Below are 18,972 nucleotides of genomic sequence, written 5' to 3' on the forward strand. Positions count from 1 at the left end.
GGATGAGCGAACATGGAGGTGTGACGACGGAGGTGCGCAGGTCGCGCTGGTACCTCGCGCTGGCGGGTGCCATCGCGGGCGGGGCCGGCGTCGCGGTCGCGCACGCGCTGACGAACCTGCTGAACGCCCGGGCCACCCCGATCCAGTCGGTCGCCGAGGTGGTCATCGCGATCACGCCCGGACCGGTCGCCGAGCTGCTCATCGGCCTCGTCGGCCGCAACGACAAGCCGATCCTGGTCGCGGGCGTGACGCTGGCGGTCCTCGGGCTCGGCGCCCTGGCCGGCGTGCTCAGCGCGCGGAGCCGGGTGCTGCCCAACCTCGTCTTCCTCGCGATGTTCGTCCTGGCCTTCGTGGCCGCCCTGGTGCGTCCGGGCTTCACCGCCGTCTCCGTGCTGCCGCTGGCCGCCGGCGCCGTCACCTGGGTGGTGCTGCTCGCCGTGCTGGTCGACGCGGTCCCGGAGGAGCGGCCCGCCGAGGCGGAGCGGCCGGTGGGCTCCCGCCGGTTCGTGCTGCTCGCGGGCGCGACCACCGTGCTGGCGATCGGGGTCGGCGTGAGCGGCCGGTTCTTCGGTCGCAGCCGGCGGGCGATCGAGACGACCCGGCGGCTGCTGCGGCTCCCGGCGACGCGTGGCGTCGCACCGGCCGGCGCCGAGGTGGGGCTCGCCGGCCTGACGCCGTGGCGGGTGCCGAACAACGCGTTCTACCGGATCGACACCGCGCTGGTGCTGCCGGCGATCGACCCGACCGAGTGGCGGCTGCGCGTGCACGGGATGGTCGACAGGGAGGTCACGCTGACCTACCAGGACCTGCTCGACACCGAGCTCACCGAGGCCTGGGTGACGCTGTGCTGCGTCTCCAACGAGGTGGGCGGCGACCTGATCGGCAACGCCTGGTGGAGCGGCGTGCGCATCGCCGACGTGCTCGCCCGCGCCGGGGTGTCGCCCGACGCCGACGCGGTCAAGCAGACCTCGGCGGACGGCTGGACCTGCGGTACGCCGATCGAGGCGCTCACCGACGGCCGCGACGCGCTGCTCGCGGTCGCCATGAACGGCCGGCCCCTCCCGGTCGACCACGGCTTCCCGGTGCGCATGGTGGTGCCCGGGCTCTACGGCTTCGTGTCGGCGACGAAGTGGGTCGTCGACCTCGAGGTGACCCGCTTCGACAAGTTCACGGCCTACTGGACCGAGCGCGGCTGGTCGGCCCAGGGCCCGGTCAAGACGCAGTCGCGGATCGAGGTGCCGCGCAACCGCGACGAGGTCGCGTCCGGCCGGGTGCGCGTCGGCGGTCAGGCCTGGGCGCAGCACACCGGCATCGAGCGGGTCGAGGTGCGGCTGGACGGCAACGCCTGGGCCGAGGCCGTGCTGGGTGGGGTGCCGAGCACCGACACCTGGGTGCAGTGGTCCGCGACGCTCGACGTGCCGCCGGGGGACCACACCCTGGCGGTGCGCGCGACCGACAAGAGCGGCTACACCCAGACCGCCGCAATCGCCGACGTCGTGCCGGACGGCGCCACCGGCTGGCACACGATCGGGTTCACGGCGTCATGACGGGCGACGTCCGCGGGAGCGGCACGTCCGCCGGGTGGATCACGTAGACGAGGCCGCGCGAGCGCAGCCAGACCCGCTCGAACGCCGCGCGCGGGTAGACCGTGCGCACCTCGTCGTTGCTCGGCACCCGGTGCGACGCCGGGTCGTTGACGATCACGTCGCCGTGCTCGTCGAACCCGACGATCACCAGTAGGTGCCCGGAGGTGCGGTAGCCGGCCATCGGCAGGTCGTCCTTCTCGAACGCCACCGACGCCACGAGCGGGATCCCGGCGGCGACGTACTCCTCGGCCTCCGCGACGTCGCGCAGCCGGGTCACGAACGCCTCGGTGCCGTACAGCGCGGCGTAGGCGGTGTTGAAGGACCAGTTGCCGGCGCCGTGGTAAGCGTGGTCGAAGGTGAAGCGCACCGCGTGGTCGACGAAGCGGTCGCGGTAGCCGGGATCGACCCAGTCGTACTCCTCGGGCGACGGGCCGAGCCCCCAGGTGCCGAGCACCATCGAGATCGACGTCGGCGAGCACCAGGACTCGCCGCCGCTGGCCCACTGCGGGTACTCGCCGCGGTGCAGCTGCTGGGAGTACGGCGGGACCTCGACCTCGCGGCCGTGCCCGGTGCCGCCGGGGCGACTCGGGTCCGGGCCGGTCGTCGGGCCGCCGGAGACGACCGCGGAGACCAGCGACAGCGTCGGGCGCGCGTCGCTGCCGGCGGGGCGCAGCAGCGTGACCCGCAGCTGGTAGGCCTGCCAGCGGGTCCCGTGGGTGGCGACGAGCTCCTCGACGCGCACGCGGGTCGTCTCGTCGCGCTGGTCGCGGACGGTCGTCGGGTGGATCGCGGTGTCGGTCTCGGCCCAGCGGCCGAGGACCCACCAGCGAGACCAGCGCACGCCGTCCTGGCTGGCGCGGGCCTCGACCTCGATCCAGGAGCCGTCGGGCGTGCGGGCGTTCCACGACGGCACCAGGTCGCTGAAGGCGTGACCCGGTCGCACCTCCGGCGACAGCCACGACGACCAGGTGTAGCCGCGCGCGCTGCCGTCGCCGAACGGGTCGGTGTAGCTGCGGCAGCCGGCGTCCTCGCCGTACTCGAGCCCCTCGGGGGTGGCCAGGGTGCCGACGTGCGTGCCGGCGGCGAGCTCCGCGTCGCGCCAGACGTGCAGGGAGATCTGCGGCGTCACCATGCCGTGGAGGCACCTCGGGCGGGGAGGGGGTGCGCCTTGTCGTGCACGACGTAGCCGACGCCGCCGGAGCCGCCGGCGGGGCCGCGCTTGAGCCAGGCGTTCTCGAACTGGGCGCGGTCGTAGACCCGGCGCACGCCGTCGTTGCTCGCCGCGGCGGGGTCGTTGACCACGACGTCGCCGTCGGCGGTGAAGCCGACTACGACGAGCAGGTGGCCGTTGGTCGAGGAGATCGGGGCCCCGCTGAGCTGGCCCCGACCGAACGTGACCGACGTGATGACCGGGACGCCGGCGCGCACCAGCGTCTCGACGCCGCGCATTGACGCGAACCGGGTGACGAACGCCTTGTCGGTCAGGGTCGCGGCGTAGGCGGTGTTGAACGGCCAGTTGCCGGTGCCGTCGTAGCCGTGGTCGTAGGTCATCCGGGCGACGTGGTCGACGACCCGGTCCGGGTGGCTGCGCCCGACCCAGGCGGTCTCCGCGTCGCTCGGCAGTGCCTCGTAGTAGGCGAGCACCATCGCGAGCGAGGTGGGCGAGCACCACGCCTCGCCGCCGCCGCCGTACGCCGGGAAGTGGCCCTCGTGGACCATCTGGCTGAACGCCGGGACGGGGAGCTCGACGGGGGTGCTGCTGCGCGGGCGGCTGGTCCTCACGGACGTGGACGCGGGGATCGCGGACGCGACGGCACCGACGACGTCGACCCTCGGGGTCGCGGGCGAGCCGACCTTGCGGAGCAGCGTGACGCGCACCTGCCAGGACGTCATCGGCGTCGCCGCGACGAGCGTGTCGGTGGCGACCCGCGCAAGGTCGTCGGTCTGGCTGCCGCGGGAGGTACGCCGGAACTGCTGGTCGCCGGACGCCCAGCGTCCCAGGTCGTCCCAGCTGCTGGTGCGGCCGTCGGCGGTGCGCCCGCGGAGCTGGACCCGCAGGAGCGTGCCCTCCGGCGTCGCGGCGTCCCAGGAGGGGACGAGCTCGGTGAACGCGAACCCGGGCGTCGCCCAGGGCGACGTCCACGAGCCGCGCTGGTAGGTCGCGCGGCCGACCTTGCTGGTCGCGGTCGGGGCGTCGAGCCGGACCGTGCCCCTGGCGACGCGGACCGCCTTCGCGGTGCCGGTCGCGAGCGCGGCGCCGGCGTCCCAGGCGGCGTAGGCGACCCTGCGGCTGCCGGGAGCGGCGGCCTTCGCGTCGGCCGGCGTCGTGACGAGCGTCGCACCGGCGGCGAGGGTGAGGGCGGCGAGGGCGACCGGCAGGGCCGGCCGGAGGCGGGGAAGCACCAGCAAACTCTACGACCTCCGTCCCAGGAGTTGACTCTTTTCCCAACCGTCTCGCCACCGCGCCGGGTCGGTCGCGGCCCTCAGCCTGCCGTGGCGCGGTGCGGGGCGCCACGTTGTTGCTCGTTAGTCTTGGCGCGTGACATTGCGGCTCTACGACACGGTGACCAGGCAGGTCCGCGACTTCGTCCCGCTCGAGGCGGGCAAGGTCGGCATCTACCTGTGCGGTCTGACCGTGCAGTCCGAGCCGCACGTGGGCCACGTCCGGTCGGGCGTGAACTTCGACGTGCTGAGGCGCTGGCTCGAGTCGCGCGGCTACGACGTCACCTTCATCCGCAACATCACCGACATCGACGACAAGATCCTGGTGAAGTCGGCGGAGCAGGGCCGCCCCTGGTACAACCTCGCCTACGCCATGCGGCGCGAGCTCGACGCGGCGTACGCCGCCCTCAACGTCGAGCCGCCGACCTACGAGCCCGCCGCGACCGGCCACGTGCCCGAGATGATCGAGCTGATCCTCCGGCTGATCACCAAGGGTCACGCGTACGCCGCCGAGGACGGGTCCGGCGACGTCTACTTCGACGTCCGCTCGTGGCCGCAGTACGGCGAGCTGACCGGGCAGCGGATCGACGACATGGAGGCAGCAGAGGTAGCCGCCGATCCTCAGTCGATTGCCAGGAAGCGCGACCCGCGCGACTTCGCGCTGTGGAAGGGCTGGAAGAAGGAGACCGAGCCCGAGACCGCCGCGTGGCCCTCGCCGTGGGGGCCCGGCCGTCCCGGCTGGCACATCGAGTGCTCGGCGATGGCGCTGAAGTACCTCGGTGGCGCGTTCGACATCCACGGCGGCGGCGTCGACCTGCGGTTCCCGCACCACGAGAACGAGCAGGCGCAGTCGCGCGCGGCCGGCTTCGGCTTCGCGTCGTACTGGATGCACAACGCGTGGATCACGACGGCCGGCGAGAAGATGAGCAAGTCGCTCGGCAACTCACTGACCATCCCGTCCGTGCTGCAGCGCACCCGCGCGATCGACCTGCGGTTCTACATGGTCGCGGCGCACTACCGGTCGCACGTGGAGTTCTCCTTCGAGGCGCTCGACGAGGCCGCGCAGGGCTTCCAGCGGATCGAGCACTTCCTGGAGCGGGCGCGCGACGTGCTCGGCGAGGTCGAGCCCGGCACCTGGTGCGCGGAGTTCGAGACCGCGATGGACGACGACCTCGGCACGCCTACCGCGGTCGCCGCGATCTACGACGTGGTGCGCGCGGGCAACAAGCTGCTCGCCGCCGGGCCGTCCGACGCGCTGCGCGGGGCCGCCGCGTCGGTGCGGGCGATGCTCGCCGTCCTCGGGGTCGACCCCTTCGACGAACAATGGACCGCCGGCGGCTCGTCCGCGCGTGAGGAGAAGCTCACCACCGCGGTCGACGCGCTGGTCGCCTCGCTGCTGCAGCAGCGGCAGGAGGCCCGCGTCGCCAAGGACTTCGCGACCGCCGACGCGATCCGCGACCAGCTCAAGGGTGCCGGGATCGACCTGGAGGACACCCCCGACGGACCGAAGTGGAGCCTCGACTGATGGCGGGCAACTCGGCGCGACGTGGCGCCATCAAGAAGACCGGCAAGGGCAACCCGACCGCGGGGTCGGGCGGCCGGCGCCGCCGCGGCCTGGAGGGCAAGGGCCCGACGCCCAAGGCTAAGGACCGCGAGGGGCACAAGGCCTACAAGCAGGAGAAGCGGGCGCAGAAGTCCGCCGCCTCCCGGCCCAAGCGCACCGCGAAGACGGACTCCGAGTGGGTGGCCGGCCGCAACTCGGTGCTCGAGGCGCTGCGCGCCGGGATGCCGGTGACCACCGTGTACGTCGCCGAGGGCGCGGAGCGCGACGGCCGGCTGCGCGAGGTGTTCCGGATCGTGGCCGACCGCGGCATCTCGTTGCTCGAGGCGCCCCGCTCGGAGCTCGACCGGATGACCAGCGGCGCGGTCCACCAGGGCCTCGCCGCGCGGGTGCCGGCCTACGAGTACGCCCACCCCGACGACCTCCTCGACCGGGCGCACGAGGCCGGCGAGCCGCCGCTGATCGTCGCGCTCGACTCCGTCACCGACCCGCGCAACCTGGGCGCGGTCGTGCGCTCGGCGGCGGGCTTCGGGGCCCACGGCGTGCTGATCCCCGAACGCCGGGCCGCCGGGATGACCGCGTCGGCGTGGAAGACGTCCGCCGGGGCGGCGTCGCGCATCCCGGTCGCCCAGGCCGTGAACCTCACCCGGCAGCTGAAGGCCTACCAGGAGGCCGGCTGCATGGTCGTCGGCCTCGCCGCCGACGGTGACGTGTCGCTGCCCGACCTCGACCTGGCCGACGGCCCGCTCGTGGTCGTGGTCGGCTCCGAGGGGGACGGTCTGTCCCGGCTCGTCGCGGAGACCTGCGACCAGCTGGTGTCGATCCCGATGGTCAACTCGCTGGAGTCGCTCAACGCCGGGGTCGCCGCGTCGGTCACCCTGTACGCCGTCGCGCAGGCCCGGACCGCCTGACCGCGGTCAGCGCGCGAGCACCACGTCGAAGCGGGTGCTGCTCCAGTCGCGGCCCGGGCCCCGCCCGTCCGGGGTGGGCTCGTCGGCCGCGTGCACGTCGAACCTCCTGACCAGCGACGGGCGCACGCCGAAGACGCTGTCGCGACCGAGCAGCGGGTCGCCCTCGACGAACACGTGCGTCACCAGGTCGCGGTAGCCGTCCGCGGTCACCATCACGTGCAGGTGCGAGGCGCGCATCGGCGACCGGCCGGTGGCGTCGAGGAGCGCGCCGACCGGTCCGTCGTGCGGGATCGGGTACGGCGTGGGAGTCACCGCCCAGAAGCGGAAGCCGCCCTCGCCGTCGGTGAACAGGTGCGCGCGCCCGCTGGTCCGCCCGTCGTCGTACTGGACGTCGTAGAAGCCCTCCTCGTCCGCCTCCCACACCTCGACGCGGGCACCTGCGACGGGTCGGCCGTCGGTGTCGCGGACCGTGCCCTCGACCCAGCACGGCTGGCCGGGAGCGCCACCGGCGACGTCGCCGCCGAGCTCGATGCGGGGCGAGTCGTCGAGGAAGAACGGGCCGAGCACGGTCGCCTCGGTCGCGTCGGCGTGCTCGCTGCTGTTGACCACGACGGTCTGCATCGAGGCGCCGAGCACATCGGAGAGCAGGATGAACTCCTGGCGGTGCTCGTCGGTGATGTGGCCGACGGCGGTCAGGAAGTCGATGCCGCGCTGCCACTCCTCCTGGCTCGGGCGCACCTCGCGGAGGAACGCGTGCAGGTGCCGCACCAGCCCGGTCATGACCTCGCGCAGCCGCGGGTCGGGGGTGTCCTCGAACGACGCCAGCACGCCGGCGACGAGCTCGTCCTCGCGCGTCATGGCGCCACCCTGCTCCCTCCGGGCGGGTCCGGTCCAGAGCTCGGGCCTGAGCCGCTCGGAGCCGGGGTCAGAGCTCCCTGCGCACGACCACGCGCCGCTTGGTCGGCCTCGTGACGTCGGTGAAGCCGAGGTCGGCGAAGACCTGGTGGGCGCCGACGTAGAGCTCGTTGTCGACGACCTCGCGCCCGTCGGTGTCCAGCGGGTACGCCTCCAGCGCCCGGGCGCCGTGGGCGCGGGCGTGCTCGACGCACGCCTCCGCGAGCACGTAGGTCAGCCCGCGCTTGCGGAAGCCGCGCCGCACGACGAGGCACGTCACCGCCCAGACCGACGGGTCGCTGCGGTCCTCGTCCCGGCCTGTCCACGGCACGCGGGCCTTCGCGAGACCGGGGTACGACGAGCGTGGCTCGACGGCCGCGAAGGCGGCGGGCTCGTCGCCGACGTACAGGAGCAGGCCGGTGGTCGACGTCGCGGTGGGGTCGCCGCAGCCGGACGAGACGCGCAGCGCGGCGGCACGCTCCTCCGCGGTCGAGCGGAACACCCACTCCATGACCTTGAAGCGCTGGCAGTGGCAGGCGCCGGGGAAGTTGTAGACCGCGTCGAGGTCCTCCCACGGGGCCTCGTTGGCCGGGACGATCCGGAGGTCGTCGCTCACGCGCGCCGGGCCGGGCCGGGCTGGAGGTCGGGCTCCGGCTCGGGCTCGTCGGGGACCGCGGCCATCTCGGCGGTCGTCTCGGAGGCGGTGGTGATCGCCTCCTCGGGCCGGGTGCTGAGCACCCGTCGGAAGTAGTCGCGCGCGGTGTCGAAGATGTCGGCCTCGCGCCCGTCCTGCTCCGAGAGGTACCACCGGTGCTCGAGGACCTCGTGGTAGACCTCGGCGGGCTCGAGCCGGCCGCGCAGGTCGTCGGGGACCATCGCCGTGACCGGCTCGTAGAACTCGGTCAGCCAGCGGTGCGCGATGACGGCACGGTCCTCGCCGCCGAGCTGCGCGCTGGCGGTGAAGCCGGCGATGTCGTTGAGCAGGCGGCGGGCCTGGTTCTCCTCGACGTTGAGCCCGGTGAGGCTTTGCAGCTCGCGGCGGTGGTGGCCCGCCTCCACGACGCGGGGCTGCAGGTGCACGGTCGAGCCGTCCCAGTCGGTGACGATGTCGAGCTCGTCGACGTCGAACCCCAGCTCGTTGAGCCGTTCGATGCGCTGCTCGATCTTCCACATCTCGTCGGTGGTGAACTCCTCGGTGCCGGTGAGCTCGCCCCAGAGCGCGTCATACCGCTCCTGCAGCCGCTCGACGATCGCGAACGCGTCGATCTCCCCGGCGACCAGGCCGCCGGCCTGCAGGTCGAGCAGCTCGCCGAAGATGTTGGTCGACGCCACCTCGATGTCGTTGGCGCGCTGGCCGTCGGTCAGCTTCTCGTGCAGCTCGCCCGTCTCGGCGTCGACGAGGTAGGCGGCGAACTCGCCCGCGCTGCGCCGGAACAGCACGTTGGACAGGGACACGTCACCCCAGAAGAAGCCGGCGAGGTGCAGGCGCACGAGCAGCACGACGAGCGCGTCGACGAGCGTCGGCAGGTCGTCGGACGGCAGGCCGTGGCTGAATAGTGACCGGTAGGGAAGCGAGAAGCGCAGGTGCCGCGTCACGAGGCAGGGCTCCAACGGCTCGTCGTCGGCCGTCTCGCGACCCTCGACCACGCCGACGGGCTCGACCGTCGGCAGGCCGAGGCGCTGGAGGTCGCGCAGCAGCCGGTACTCGCCGAACGCCCAGCGCTCGCGGGTCTCCTTCACGGCGTACACGTCGGTCCCGAGCCGCACGATCCGCACGACGTGGCGGGAGATGCCGCGCGGCAAGGAGACGCAGACGTTCTCGCCCCAGTCCTCGAGCGGCAGGTGCCAGGGGAGGGTGACCAAGGCCGGGTTCGGGCGCGTGGCGACGATCCGCAGAGCCATGACGCTCAGGGTAGTGCGGACCGGGTCGTGCACTACAGTCCGCGCCATGGCTGATCTCTGGCAGACCGTGGCCGCCGAGCGCGGCGCCCTCGCCGACGACCTGGAGGGACTGACGGACGAGCAGTGGCGGACGGCCTCGCTGTGCACGGGCTGGAGCGTCCACGACGTGCTCGCCCACCAGTGCGGGACGGCGGACATGAACCCCGGCAAGTTCTTCGTGCGCTTCGCGGCGGCGGGCTTCAACTTCCCGCGGTTCGCCGACCAGCAGATCGAGCGCTACCGCGGCACCACGCCCGCCGAGACGCTGGGCACCTTCCGGCGGCTCCAGCACTCGACGTCGGCCCCGCCCGGACCGAAGACCTCCTGGCTCGGCGAGGTGCTCGTGCACAACGAGGACATCCGCCGCCCGCTCGGGATCGAGCACGAGCCGCCGGCCGACGCGGTCCGGCAGGTGATGGACTTCTACAAGGGGTCCAACACGCTCATCGGCACGAAGACCCGGATCGCCGACCTCACGCTGCGCGCGACCGACCAGGACTGGTCGCACGGCTCCGGCCCGCTCGTCGAGGGGCGGCTGATCGACGTGCTGCTCGCGGCGACCGGACGGGCGTCCGCGTGCGACCGGCTCCGCGGCGACGGCGTGACGACGCTGCGGCTGCGCTGCACCGCCTCCTGACCCGGTCAGCGCGGGCGGCGCCCGGTGGGCTCGAGGAACACCGCGCCCGGCCCGCGCCCGGCCACCTCGTCGTGCGGGTTGTTCAGCGCGCACGTCTTCAGCGACAGGCAGCCGCAGCCGATACAGCCGTCGAGCTTGTCGCGCAGCCGCTCGAGCCGCTCGATCTGGGCGTCGATGCGGGGCCGCCACGAGCGCGAGAGGCGCGCCCAGTCGGCCTTGGTCGGGGCGTGGTCGCGGGGGAGGGTGTCGAGCGCCTCGGCGATCTCGTCCAGGGTCAGCCCGACGCGTTGGGCCGAACGGATTAACGCGACCCGGCGCAGCGTCGGGCGCAGGTAGCGGCGCTGGTTGCCGCTCGTGCGCTCGGCGGAGATCAGGCCCACCTCCTCGTAGTAGCGCAGCGCCGACGGCGCGACGCCGGAGCGCGCGGAGAGCTCTCCGATGGACAGGTGGGCGACCATGATCCGATCCTAGACCTTGACCTCAAGTCAACTTGAACTTGCACCCTGGTCGGCATGACCTTGCTGACCGCGCTCGAAGCGCCGCCCGAACGCTCCTACGACGACCTGCCCCGGTTGATGTCGCTGATGACCGGCGACGAGAAGCACTCGGCCGCGGCCACCTCGACGCTCGACGTGCTGTGGGTGCTCTACGACCGCGTGCTGCGGGTCGGACCGGGAAGTGCCGACGACCCGGCCCGTGACCGGTTCTACCTGTCCAAGGGGCACGGGCCGATGGCCTACTACGCGGTGCTCACGGCGAAGGGCTTCATCCCCGAGGCGTGGCTGCCGCGCTGGGCGTCGTACGACTCCCCGCTCGGCCACCACCCCGACCGCGTCCTCGTCCCGGGCGTGGAGATCAGCAGCGGGTCGCTGGGGCACGGCTTCCCGCTCGCCGTCGGTACGGCGCTCGGCCTGCGCGCCCAGGGCCTCACCTCCCGCGTCGTGGTGCTCGTCGGCGACGCCGAGCTGGACGAGGGCAGCAACCACGAGGCCGTCGAGCTCGCCGGCGCGCTCGGCCTCGACAACCTCACCGTGGTCGTCGTCGACAACGGCTCGTCGACCCACAACCGGCCGGGCGCCATCGCCGGACGGTTCGTGCACGAGGGCTGGCACGCCGCCGTCGTCGACGGCCGCGACCACACCGCGCTGGAGCGCGCGCTGACCGCACGGATCGAGGGACGGCCCACCGTGGTCGTCGCGGAGGTGGAGGAGAAGTGGGCATGAGCGACCCCCGTCAGCGCTTCGCGCAGACCGCGGCCGACCTGGTCGAGGAGGACCTGTCCGTCGCCCTGGTCTACGCGGAGATCAGCGGCCAGTACTTCGGCGACGTCGAGAGCCGGCACCCCGACCGGGTGGTCAACGTCGGCATCCGTGAGCAGCTGCTGGTGAACGTCGGCGCCGGCCTCGCGCTCGCCGGGATGCGGCCGATCGTGCACACCTTCGGGTCCTTCCTCGTCGAGCGGGCCTTCGAGCAGATCAAGCTCGGCTTCGGCCACCAGGACGTCGGCGGCGTCCTCGTCGGCTCGGGCGGGTCGTTCGACATCGCCTCCGGCGGTCGCACGCACCAGGCGCCGGGCGACGTGCCGCTGATGGACACGCTGCCGGGATGGACCCTCCACGTGCCCGGCCACGCCGATGAGGTCGAGGACTCGCTGCGGCTGGCCGTCGCGGGCGACGGGCGTGAGTACGTCCGGGTGGTCAGCCAGCAGAACGCGCAGGCGTTCCCGGTGCGCCCCGGTCGCTTCCACGTGCTGCGGCGCGGGTCAGGCGCGACCGTGGTCGCGGTCGGGCCGACCCTCGACGCGGTGCTCGAGGCGACCCGCGGACGCGACGTGTCGGTGCTGTACGCCAACGTCGTCCGGCCGTTCGACAGCCGCACGCTGCGCGCGGTGCTGGCGTCGCCGGAGGTGGTGCTCGTCGAGCCCTACCTGGCGGGGACGTCGAGCCGGCTCGTGGCGGACGCGCTCTCCGACGTACCGCACCGGCTGCTGGCACTCGGAGTCCGCAGCGAGGAGATCCGTCGCTACGGCACGGCCCGCCAGCACGTCGCGGCGCACGGCCTGGACGCGGCGGGGATCCGCCGGTCCCTCGATGCCTTCCTGGTCGGGCGGGGGGACGGGATCGCGTCCTGACGACAAGCGACACCGTCCCCCCGACCGCGGTTTCAGGGGCGCGTCCCCCGGTCCCATGGCCTGCTGCGCGGGCCGAGGGCCAGGGGACACCCCTAGGGTCCTGCGTGAGTCCCCCGTGGGTGCGTCAGCGCTTGAACGCGTCCTTGGCCTTCTCGCCCGCCTGCTTGAGGTCGGCCTTGCTCTGCTCGGCCTTCCCCTCCTTGCGCATCGAGTCGTCCCCGGTGGCCTTGCCCAGCCCTTCCTTGGCCTTGCCGACAGCGCCTTCGGTCTTGGCTCGAGCCTTGTCGTCGGTGCCCATGTCGTGCCTCCTCAGTGCCTGGGTGGTGCTGACGCCACCGACATACCCCGACCTCCGATTTACATTCCTTCCACACCTACGATGGAGCCCACCGCCGCTTTAGCTCAGCTGGTAGAGCACTCGCCTTGTAAGCGAAAGGTCGTCAGTTCGAACCTGACAAGCGGCTCCACGGCGCGTCGGCGTGTTGCGGACGTCTCGATCTGGGTACTCCTGACGCTGGGACCGGTGCGGTCCCCGGACAGAGGAGACCACCATGCTGGGACGCAACCGCGACGCCGACACCACGACGACGACCGACGAGCGCGCCCGCTTCGACGACGTCGAGGACACCCAGGTGGTGTCCCGGGACGAGGCGGCCGGGGTCGACGAGGAGCAGGCCCGTCGCGACCGTTTCGGCGGCATCAACTGGGGTGCCGGCTTCTTCGGGTGGCTCGTGGCGATCGCCGTGAGCCTGCTCCTCGCAGGGATCATCGGTGCGGTCACCGCGGGCACCGAGGCCGAGGAGCAGCTCATCCCTGACGCGACGACGACCGAGCTCGGCCTGGCCGCGGTGCTGACCGTCGGCGTCATCCTGGCGATCGGCTACTACGCCGGCGGGTACGTCGCCGGCCGGATGTCGCGCTACGACGGCATGCGCCAGGGCCTGGCGGTCTGGCTCGTCGGGGTCGTGCTGACCGCCCTCGCGGTCGCGGCCGGGACCTTCTTCGGCGACCGGTACAACGTGCTGGCCAGCGTCGAGCTGCCGAGCGTGCCGATGTCGACCGACACCATGACGACCGCCGGCCTCGTGATGGCCGGGCTCGTCCTGCTGGTCACGCTGGTGACCGCGATGTTCGGTGGCGCCGTCGGCCGGCACTACCACGCCCGCGTGGACAAGGCCGGCTGGTAGGCCGGCCGGCCGTCAGCGGAGCCGCTCGGGCTCGAACGTCCGGGTCGGCTCGGCCAGCTCGTCCTGCGTCTGCACGATCCGCAGCTCCCGCTCGCCCGCCTCGGCGGTCGCCCGCACCACGGCGAACACCGAGGCGGTCGTGCGTGCCAGCGCCTCGGCGAGCGGGCGCCCGTCGAGCAGGTTGGCCAGGAACACCGCGGTGGTCAGGTCGCCCGCGCCCGGCGGGTTGACCGACAGCCGGGGGAACCGGGTGCGCCAGGCGCCGGACGCGTCGACGGCCACCATGTCGAGCGCGTCGTCGGGGGTGTCTTCGACGATCACGCTGGTCACCAGCACCGTGCCCGGTCCGGTCGCCCGCACCGTGTCGGCGGCCGCCAGCAGGGTCTCGGTGGTCGTGGTCGGGGTGGCGGCGAGGTAGTCGAGCTCGAAGTGGTTGGGGGTGATCACGTCGGCGGCCGGCACCACCTGGTCGCGCATGAACTCCGGGATCCCGGGGCGCACGAACATGCCGCGCCCGACGTCGCCCATGACCGGGTCGCAGCAGTAGATCGCCTCGGGGTTGGCCGTCTTGACCTTCCGCACGGCATCGAGGATGACCGCGCCGACGTCCTCGGCGCCCTGGTACCCCGACAGCACCGCCTCGCAGCGCTCGAGCGCCCCGCGGTCGCCGACGCCCTCGATCACGTCGGCGACGTCGGAGGAGGTGAGCAGGGGCCCCTTCCAGTCGCCGTAGCCGGTGTGGTTGGAGAAGTGCACCGTCATGACCGGCCAGACGACCTTGCCGAGTCGTTGCAGCGGGAACAGCGCGGCGCTGTTGCCGGCGTGGCCGTAGGCGACCAGGGACTGGATCGACAGGATGCTCACCCGGGCGATCCTGCCACTCAGCGCGCGAGCATCAGCGAGGGGTGCGGGCGGACGGCGGACAGGTAGCCGCCGCCGATCGGCCGCACCTCGAAGTGCAGGTGGCAGCCGTCGGGCGCGCCGAGCCTGCCCGCCCGCGCCACGAGCTGCCCGGCGCGGACGCGGTCGCCCGGCGCGACGTACACGCGGCTGACGTGGCCGAGCACGACGTCGACGCCCCGGTCGTGGTTGCGGATCCGGAACGCCTTGGCGCCGTACGCCGACCCGAGCGACCCGGCCGACGCCGGGGCGACGACCCAGCCGGAGAACCCGGCGTACAGCGGGGTGCCGCAGCGCATCGCGACGTCGAGGCCGTGGTGGAAGCCGCGGTCGCCGGGGCAGCGCGGCGACGGGTCGTAGTACGGCGCCCGCGTGCAGCCGAAGTTGATCATCTTGCGGTGCGCGCCGGCGTACCAGGGCGAGGTGTAGCGGTGGGTGTCCTGCACCCAGAACCGCTGCGGCTCCGCGGCCCGGGTGGTCGAGCCTGTCGAGACCGTTCGGGTGGTCGAGCCTGTCGAGACCGTTCGGGTGGTCGAGCCTGTCGAGACCACGACGAGGACCATGAGCAGCACGAGGGTGAGGGCGCGCACGCCCTCACCCTCGCACGGGGGACATGGTCAGGCGACCTGCAGCGACCTCTTGGAGAGCCCCATCCAGTAGCCGTCGACGACCTGGTCGCCGGGGGTCTCGGGGTCGGACGCGGCGCCGAGCGTGATGAACAGCGGCGTGTAGTGCTCGACCGTCGGGTGCGCGTAGGGCATGCCGGGCGCGCGGTCGCGGTAGGCGGCGAGCTCGTCGACGTCGCCGCGGGCGAGCGCCTCGGCGGCCCAGGCGTCGAACTCCGTCGACCAGGTCGGCGCGGCCGCCTCGATCCGGAACTCCTTGAGGAACGGCAGGCCGTGGGTGAGGAAGCCGGAGCCGATGATCAGCACGCCCTCGTCGCGCAGCGGGCGCAGCCGGCGGCCGAGCTCGAGCAGCTTGTCGGGGTCGTGGGTGGGCAGCGACATCTGCAGCACGGGGATGTCGCCGGCCGGGTACATGATCTTCAGCGGCACCCAGGCGCCGTGGTCGAGGCCGCGGCTGCCGTGCTGGTGGACCGGCTCGGCGTCCGGCATCATCGCCGCGACCCGCCGGGCGAGGGCGGAGGCGTCGGGGGTCTCGTAGGTCATCTCGTAGTACTTCCGCGCGAAGCCGCCGAAGTCGTAGACCAGCGGGGTGCCCGGTGCCGTCGCGGAGAGGCTCACGGGCGCGGACTCCCAGTGCGCGGAGACGATGAGGATCGCCTTCGGGCGGGGCAGGTCGGCGGCCCAGGTGCGGAGCTGGCCGCTCCAGATCGGGTCGTCGAGCAGGGGCGGGGCGCCGTGCCCGATGTACAGGGCGGGCATGCGGTCGGTGGCGGGGCTGGTCTCGGTCATCGTGGGCTCCTCGGGTCTGCTCCCAGCGTAGTCGATAAACTTGAAGCATCAAGTGTTGTTGCAGTAAGATGCGTCTCATGACCCGATGGCTCACCGAGGACGAGCTCGACGCCTGGCTGCGACTCGCCGGCGTGATGCTCAAGCTGGGGCCTGCCCTGGATTCCCAGCTGCAGCGCGACAGCGACATGACGCACTTCGACTATCTCTGCCTGGCGATGCTCTCGGAGTCCGGCGACCGCACCCGCACGATGAGCGACCTGGCCGGCAAGACCAACGCGTCGCTGTCGCGGCTCTCGCACGTCATCACCAAGCTCGAGAAGCGCGGCTACGTCTCGCGCTGCCCCTCGCCCGCGAGCCGTCGCGTGACGATGGTCCGCCTCACCGACGACGGCTGGGGCGTGCTGGTCAAGGCCGCCCCCGGTCATGTCGAGACCGTGCGCAGCCTGGTCTTCGACGGCCTCAGCGCCGACGACGTCGCCGCGCTGGAGAAGATCGCCGGCCACATCGTCGAGCGCATCGAGGCCTCCCGGCTCGACTCCACCTGCTGAGCAACGATTCGTCTGCCGAATTCGGGGTGATCTACGCGCGCGGGTCGCAGACGAACCGTTCTGCGGGCCCGGTGTACGCCGCGAGCAGCGGGCGCGGGATCGGCCCCTTGATCCGGCCGCCGGACGACCGCTCCTCCCAGGCGTGCGCAAGGATCCCGACCGAGCGGGACAGGCAGAACAGGCCACGGCTCAGCTCGGGGTCGAACCCGAGCTCGCCGTAGACGATCGCGGTGGCGCCGTCGATGTTCATCGGCACCGGGCGGCTGCGGCCCTCGGCCAGCTGCCGCTCGAGCTCGAGCGCGGCCCCGAGGTGCCGGCCCGCGACCGTACCGGCGTCGACCGCCGCGTCGACCGAGGCAACGAGCGGGTCGCGGCGCGGGTCCACGGGGTGGAACCGGTGCCCGAACCCCGGGACGTGCGCGCGGCGGGCGCGGTGGTCGGCCAGCACGTCGGCGACGGCGGCCGGGAGGTCGTCGGCCCCGGCCAGGTCGTCGAGGATCGCCAGGCACTGCTGACCGGCGCCCCCGTGCACGTCGCCGAGCAGGCCCACCCCGGTCGCGAGCGCGGTGTTGAGCCCGACCCCGCAGGTCGCGGCCATCCGCGCGGCCGCGATCGAGGGCGCCTGCGGGCCGTGGTCGACCGCGGCGACGAGCGCGTGCTCCAGCAGTGCGGACTCCTCCCGCGTGGGCAGGTCCCCGCGGAGCAGCAGCCAGGCCATGTCGACGAACGACACCGCGCCGATCAGCTGCTCGACCGGGTAGCCGCGGAGCCGGATCACGCCGGGCTCGATGTCGGAGATCCCGGTGGCCCACCAGGCGGTGACGTCGTCGATGGTCGTGGGTGTGGTCATCAGATCGCTCCCTCGGCGCGCAGCGCCTCGATGTCGGCGTCGGTCAGGCCGGCCTCGCGGAGCACCTCGTCGGTGTGCTCGCTGAGGACGGGTGGCGGTCCGGCCGCGGGCACGGCGGCCCCGTCGACGTGCGTGGGCAGGCCGAGCAGCTCGACCGGCCCGGCGGCGGAGTCGACGCGGCTGACCAGGCCGCGGTGCTTCACCTGCGGCGAGTCGAGCGCCTCGGGCACGGTGACGACGGGCGCGGCCGGCACGCCCACGTCGCGGAGCACGGCGTCCCAGTGGCTCGCGGGCTTGTCGCGCAGCGTGCGCTCGAGCTCGACCTTGAGCGCGGCGCGGTGCTCCTTGCGGTGGTCGCGGGTGTCGAAGCGCGGGTCCGCCGTGAGCTCGTCGCGTCCGATCGCCGCGCACAGGGCGAGCCACTGCTCCTGCTTGTTGGCGGCGATGTTGAGCGCGCCGTCGGCCGTCGCGAACGTGCCCGAGGGAGCCGAGGTGCGGTTCTCGTTGCCCATCGGCTGCGGGGTGCGGCCGGCGACGAGGTAGTCGGAGACGACCCAGCCCATCGTGCTCAGCGCCGCGTCGAGCATGGAGACGTCGAGGTAGGCGCCCTCGCCGGTGCGGCCCTTGCGGACGAGCGCCGAGGAGATCGCGAACGCCGCCGCGAGCCCGCCGATCGAGTCGCACACCGGGTAGCCGACCCGCAGCGGCGCGGTGTCCTCGGACCCGGTGACGCTCATGACCCCGGAGAGGCCCTGCACGACCTGGTCGTAGGCCGGCCGGTCGCTCTCCGGGCCGGTCGCGCCGAAGCCCGAGACCGCGCAGTACACCAGGCCCGGGTGCTCGCGGCGCAGCTCCTCCCAACCGAAGCCCAGGCGGGCGAGCACGCCGGGCCGGAAGTTCTCCAGCAGCACGTCGGCGGTCGCGAGCAGGCGCCGGAAGACCGCGCGGCCGCCGTCGCTCTTGAGGTTGACGGTGACCGAGCGCTTGCCGCCGTTCTGAGCGAGGAACGACGCGCCGAGGCTGCGCCGGCTGAGCTCGGGGTCGGCGCCGAGCTGGCGGGCGAGGTCGCCGGTGCCGGGGACCTCGACCTTCACCACGTCGGCGCCGAGCAGCGCGAGCTGGTACCCGGCCACCGGGCCGGCCAGCACGTTGGTGAGGTCGAGGACGCGGACCCCGTCGAGCAGCGGCGCCGTCACAGCAGTGCCTCGACCGGGCCGAGGCCGGCCTCGTCGAGGGCGTGCGCGGTCGCGACCACCGCCTCGACGTACCCGGGGATCCGCTCGCCGGTGAACCGCGACGTGGGGCCGCTCACCGACAGGGCCGCGACCACCCGGCCGTCCTCGCCGTGCAGCGGGGCGGCGACCGCCGAGGCCCCGAGCTCGCGCTCGCCGTGGGAGACGGCGTACCCGGTCTCGCGGATCGACGCGACCTGCCGGGCCAGCGTGGCGGCGTCGAGGTCGGGGTCGGCCTCGGAGAGCGTGGTGACCAGGTCGTCGGGGGCGCCGGAGAGCAGCACCTTCGCGGTGGCACCGCGGCCGAGCGGCATCGGCTCGCCGACGGCGACGACGCTGCGCACGGTGGCGGTGCCCTCCTCCTGCGCGATCGAGACCCGTTGCACGCCCTGCCGGACGTAGACGTTGACGGTCTCGCCGCAGCGCTCGACCAGCGCGCGCATCGCTGCGCGGGCCTCGGGCGAGACCTGCCACGCCCGGTCGGCGAGCCGCACCCAGCGCAGCAGCGCCGGCCCGCAGGTGTACGTCGTCTCGGCGACGCGCGCGACCAGGCCGCGGGACTCCAGCGTGGCCAGCAGCCGGACGGCCGTGGTCTTCGGCAGGCCGGCGCCCTCGACGACCTCGCGCAGCGTGCGGGTCGGGTGGTGCTCGTCGAGGAGCGCCAGCACGTCGAGCGCGCGCTGGATGCTGCGCACGCCGTCGGACGCGGGAGAGGGGCTCACGAGGTGATCCGTTCT

The 18,972-nt window shown here is 73.2% G+C and carries 21 protein-coding genes and 1 tRNA gene; 9 read left to right on the forward strand and 13 right to left on the reverse strand.

The window, feature by feature from the left end; translation table 11 throughout:
- Positions 1 to 20 precede the first annotated feature (20 nt).
- Positions 21 to 1,547 carry a molybdopterin-dependent oxidoreductase gene (locus ETU37_RS06070; RefSeq protein WP_240755565.1) on the forward strand — a complete coding sequence of 509 codons (1,527 nt, stop codon included), beginning with the start codon at positions 21 to 23 and terminating at the stop codon, positions 1,545 to 1,547.
- On the opposite strand, the gene ETU37_RS06075 is transcribed toward ETU37_RS06070, so the two are convergent.
- Together ETU37_RS06075 and ETU37_RS23420 are read right to left on the reverse strand one after the other, a co-directional pair.
- The gene (locus ETU37_RS06075) at positions 1,534 to 2,718 is read right to left on the reverse strand and encodes a C39 family peptidase (RefSeq protein WP_129986353.1); all 1,185 of its coding nucleotides are present in this window, start codon (positions 2,716 to 2,718) and stop codon (positions 1,534 to 1,536) included. The two genes, ETU37_RS06070 and ETU37_RS06075, sit on opposite strands and share 14 nt — an antisense overlap.
- The gene (locus ETU37_RS23420) at positions 2,712 to 3,989 is read right to left on the reverse strand and encodes a peptidase C39 family protein (RefSeq protein ID WP_206053757.1); all 1,278 of its coding nucleotides are present in this window, start codon (positions 3,987 to 3,989) and stop codon (positions 2,712 to 2,714) included. Before ETU37_RS23420 ends, ETU37_RS06075 begins: the two co-directional genes overlap by 7 nt.
- 136 nt (positions 3,990 to 4,125) lie before the next feature.
- Here ETU37_RS23420 and cysS point away from each other — a divergent pair, with 136 nt between their 5' ends.
- A complete protein-coding gene (cysS, locus tag ETU37_RS06085; RefSeq protein WP_129986355.1) occupies positions 4,126 to 5,553 on the forward strand; it encodes a cysteine--tRNA ligase in 1,428 nt (475 codons plus the stop codon).
- A complete protein-coding gene (gene rlmB / locus ETU37_RS06090) occupies positions 5,553 to 6,500 on the forward strand; it encodes a 23S rRNA (guanosine(2251)-2'-O)-methyltransferase RlmB (RefSeq protein WP_129986357.1) in 948 nt (315 codons plus the stop codon). The genes cysS and rlmB overlap by 1 nt, the downstream gene beginning before the upstream one ends.
- Positions 6,501 to 6,506: 6 nt before the next feature.
- On the opposite strand, the gene ETU37_RS06095 is transcribed toward rlmB, so the two are convergent.
- From ETU37_RS06095 to ETU37_RS06105, 3 genes are all read right to left on the reverse strand, one after another.
- Entirely contained in the window at positions 6,507 to 7,358 is an 852-nt protein-coding gene (locus ETU37_RS06095; RefSeq protein ID WP_129986359.1) for a dioxygenase family protein, read from the reverse strand.
- Between the two features lie 67 nt (positions 7,359 to 7,425).
- Positions 7,426 to 8,010 (reverse strand): GNAT family N-acetyltransferase, encoded by a 585-nt coding sequence (locus ETU37_RS06100; protein ID WP_129986361.1) that lies wholly within the window; start codon positions 8,008 to 8,010, stop codon positions 7,426 to 7,428.
- Positions 8,007 to 9,296 carry a DUF4032 domain-containing protein gene (locus ETU37_RS06105; RefSeq protein ID WP_129986363.1) on the reverse strand — a complete coding sequence of 430 codons (1,290 nt, stop codon included), beginning with the start codon at positions 9,294 to 9,296 and terminating at the stop codon, positions 8,007 to 8,009. The genes ETU37_RS06100 and ETU37_RS06105 overlap by 4 nt, the downstream gene beginning before the upstream one ends.
- A 46-nt stretch (positions 9,297 to 9,342) precedes the next feature.
- Here ETU37_RS06105 and ETU37_RS06110 point away from each other — a divergent pair, with 46 nt between their 5' ends.
- On the forward strand, positions 9,343 to 9,972 hold the full coding sequence (locus ETU37_RS06110) for a maleylpyruvate isomerase family mycothiol-dependent enzyme (protein WP_129986365.1): 630 nt from the start codon (positions 9,343 to 9,345) through the stop codon (positions 9,970 to 9,972).
- A 5-nt stretch (positions 9,973 to 9,977) separates the two neighbouring features.
- Here the strand turns inward: ETU37_RS06110 and soxR are convergent, their stop codons facing one another.
- On the reverse strand, positions 9,978 to 10,430 hold the full coding sequence (gene soxR, locus ETU37_RS06115; RefSeq protein ID WP_129986367.1) for a redox-sensitive transcriptional activator SoxR: 453 nt from the start codon (positions 10,428 to 10,430) through the stop codon (positions 9,978 to 9,980).
- 54 nt (positions 10,431 to 10,484) lie between these two features.
- Between soxR and ETU37_RS06120 the strand changes: the two genes are divergently transcribed.
- Together ETU37_RS06120 and ETU37_RS06125 are read left to right on the forward strand one after the other, a co-directional pair.
- Entirely contained in the window at positions 10,485 to 11,195 is a 711-nt protein-coding gene (locus tag ETU37_RS06120) for a 1-deoxy-D-xylulose-5-phosphate synthase N-terminal domain-containing protein (RefSeq protein WP_129986369.1), read from the forward strand.
- Complete coding sequence (locus ETU37_RS06125) at positions 11,192 to 12,103, forward strand: transketolase family protein (protein ID WP_129986371.1); 912 nt, start codon at positions 11,192 to 11,194, stop codon at positions 12,101 to 12,103. Before ETU37_RS06120 ends, ETU37_RS06125 begins: the two co-directional genes overlap by 4 nt.
- Before the next feature lie 124 nt (positions 12,104 to 12,227).
- Here the strand turns inward: ETU37_RS06125 and ETU37_RS06130 are convergent, their stop codons facing one another.
- Entirely contained in the window at positions 12,228 to 12,401 is a 174-nt protein-coding gene (locus tag ETU37_RS06130) for a CsbD family protein (protein ID WP_129986373.1), read from the reverse strand.
- 93 nt (positions 12,402 to 12,494) lie between these two features.
- Here ETU37_RS06130 and ETU37_RS06135 point away from each other — a divergent pair.
- Positions 12,495 to 12,570: transfer RNA gene (locus ETU37_RS06135), tRNA-Thr, on the forward strand.
- 84 nt (positions 12,571 to 12,654) lie between these two features.
- On the forward strand, positions 12,655 to 13,290 hold the full coding sequence (locus tag ETU37_RS06140) for a hypothetical protein (RefSeq protein WP_129986374.1): 636 nt from the start codon (positions 12,655 to 12,657) through the stop codon (positions 13,288 to 13,290).
- Positions 13,291 to 13,302: 12 nt separating this feature from the next.
- Here the strand turns inward: ETU37_RS06140 and pdxY are convergent, their stop codons facing one another.
- Genes pdxY through ETU37_RS06155 form a run of 3 tightly spaced genes read right to left on the reverse strand, consistent with a single transcriptional unit; the run spans position 13,303 to position 15,605 of the window.
- Positions 13,303 to 14,154: a pyridoxal kinase PdxY gene (gene pdxY / locus ETU37_RS06145; protein WP_129986375.1), complete on the reverse strand. Its 852-nt coding sequence runs from the start codon at positions 14,152 to 14,154 to the stop codon at positions 13,303 to 13,305.
- 17 nt (positions 14,155 to 14,171) lie between these two features.
- Positions 14,172 to 14,780, reverse strand: a complete 609-nt coding sequence (locus ETU37_RS06150) for a M23 family metallopeptidase (protein ID WP_129986376.1) — start codon at positions 14,778 to 14,780, stop codon at positions 14,172 to 14,174.
- Positions 14,781 to 14,807: 27 nt separating this feature from the next.
- On the reverse strand, positions 14,808 to 15,605 hold the full coding sequence (locus tag ETU37_RS06155) for a dioxygenase family protein (protein WP_240755566.1): 798 nt from the start codon (positions 15,603 to 15,605) through the stop codon (positions 14,808 to 14,810).
- A gap of 77 nt (positions 15,606 to 15,682) precedes the next feature.
- Here ETU37_RS06155 and ETU37_RS06160 point away from each other — a divergent pair, with 77 nt between their 5' ends.
- A complete protein-coding gene (locus ETU37_RS06160; RefSeq protein ID WP_240755567.1) occupies positions 15,683 to 16,153 on the forward strand; it encodes a MarR family winged helix-turn-helix transcriptional regulator in 471 nt (156 codons plus the stop codon).
- Between the two features lie 31 nt (positions 16,154 to 16,184).
- On the opposite strand, the gene ETU37_RS06165 is transcribed toward ETU37_RS06160, so the two are convergent.
- Genes ETU37_RS06165 through ETU37_RS06175 form a run of 3 tightly spaced genes read right to left on the reverse strand, consistent with a single transcriptional unit; the run spans position 16,185 to position 18,957 of the window.
- On the reverse strand, positions 16,185 to 17,003 hold the full coding sequence (locus tag ETU37_RS06165) for a citryl-CoA lyase (RefSeq protein ID WP_129986378.1): 819 nt from the start codon (positions 17,001 to 17,003) through the stop codon (positions 16,185 to 16,187).
- Positions 17,003 to 18,199: a CaiB/BaiF CoA transferase family protein gene (locus ETU37_RS06170; protein ID WP_129986379.1), complete on the reverse strand. Its 1,197-nt coding sequence runs from the start codon at positions 18,197 to 18,199 to the stop codon at positions 17,003 to 17,005. The genes ETU37_RS06165 and ETU37_RS06170 overlap by 1 nt, the downstream gene beginning before the upstream one ends.
- On the reverse strand, positions 18,196 to 18,957 hold the full coding sequence (locus ETU37_RS06175; RefSeq protein ID WP_129986380.1) for an IclR family transcriptional regulator: 762 nt from the start codon (positions 18,955 to 18,957) through the stop codon (positions 18,196 to 18,198). Before ETU37_RS06175 ends, ETU37_RS06170 begins: the two co-directional genes overlap by 4 nt.
- Positions 18,958 to 18,972 lie beyond the last annotated feature (15 nt).

This window comes from Nocardioides iriomotensis, assembly GCF_004168035.1.
Classification (GTDB): Bacteria; Actinomycetota; Actinomycetes; order Propionibacteriales; family Nocardioidaceae; genus Nocardioides_B; species Nocardioides_B iriomotensis.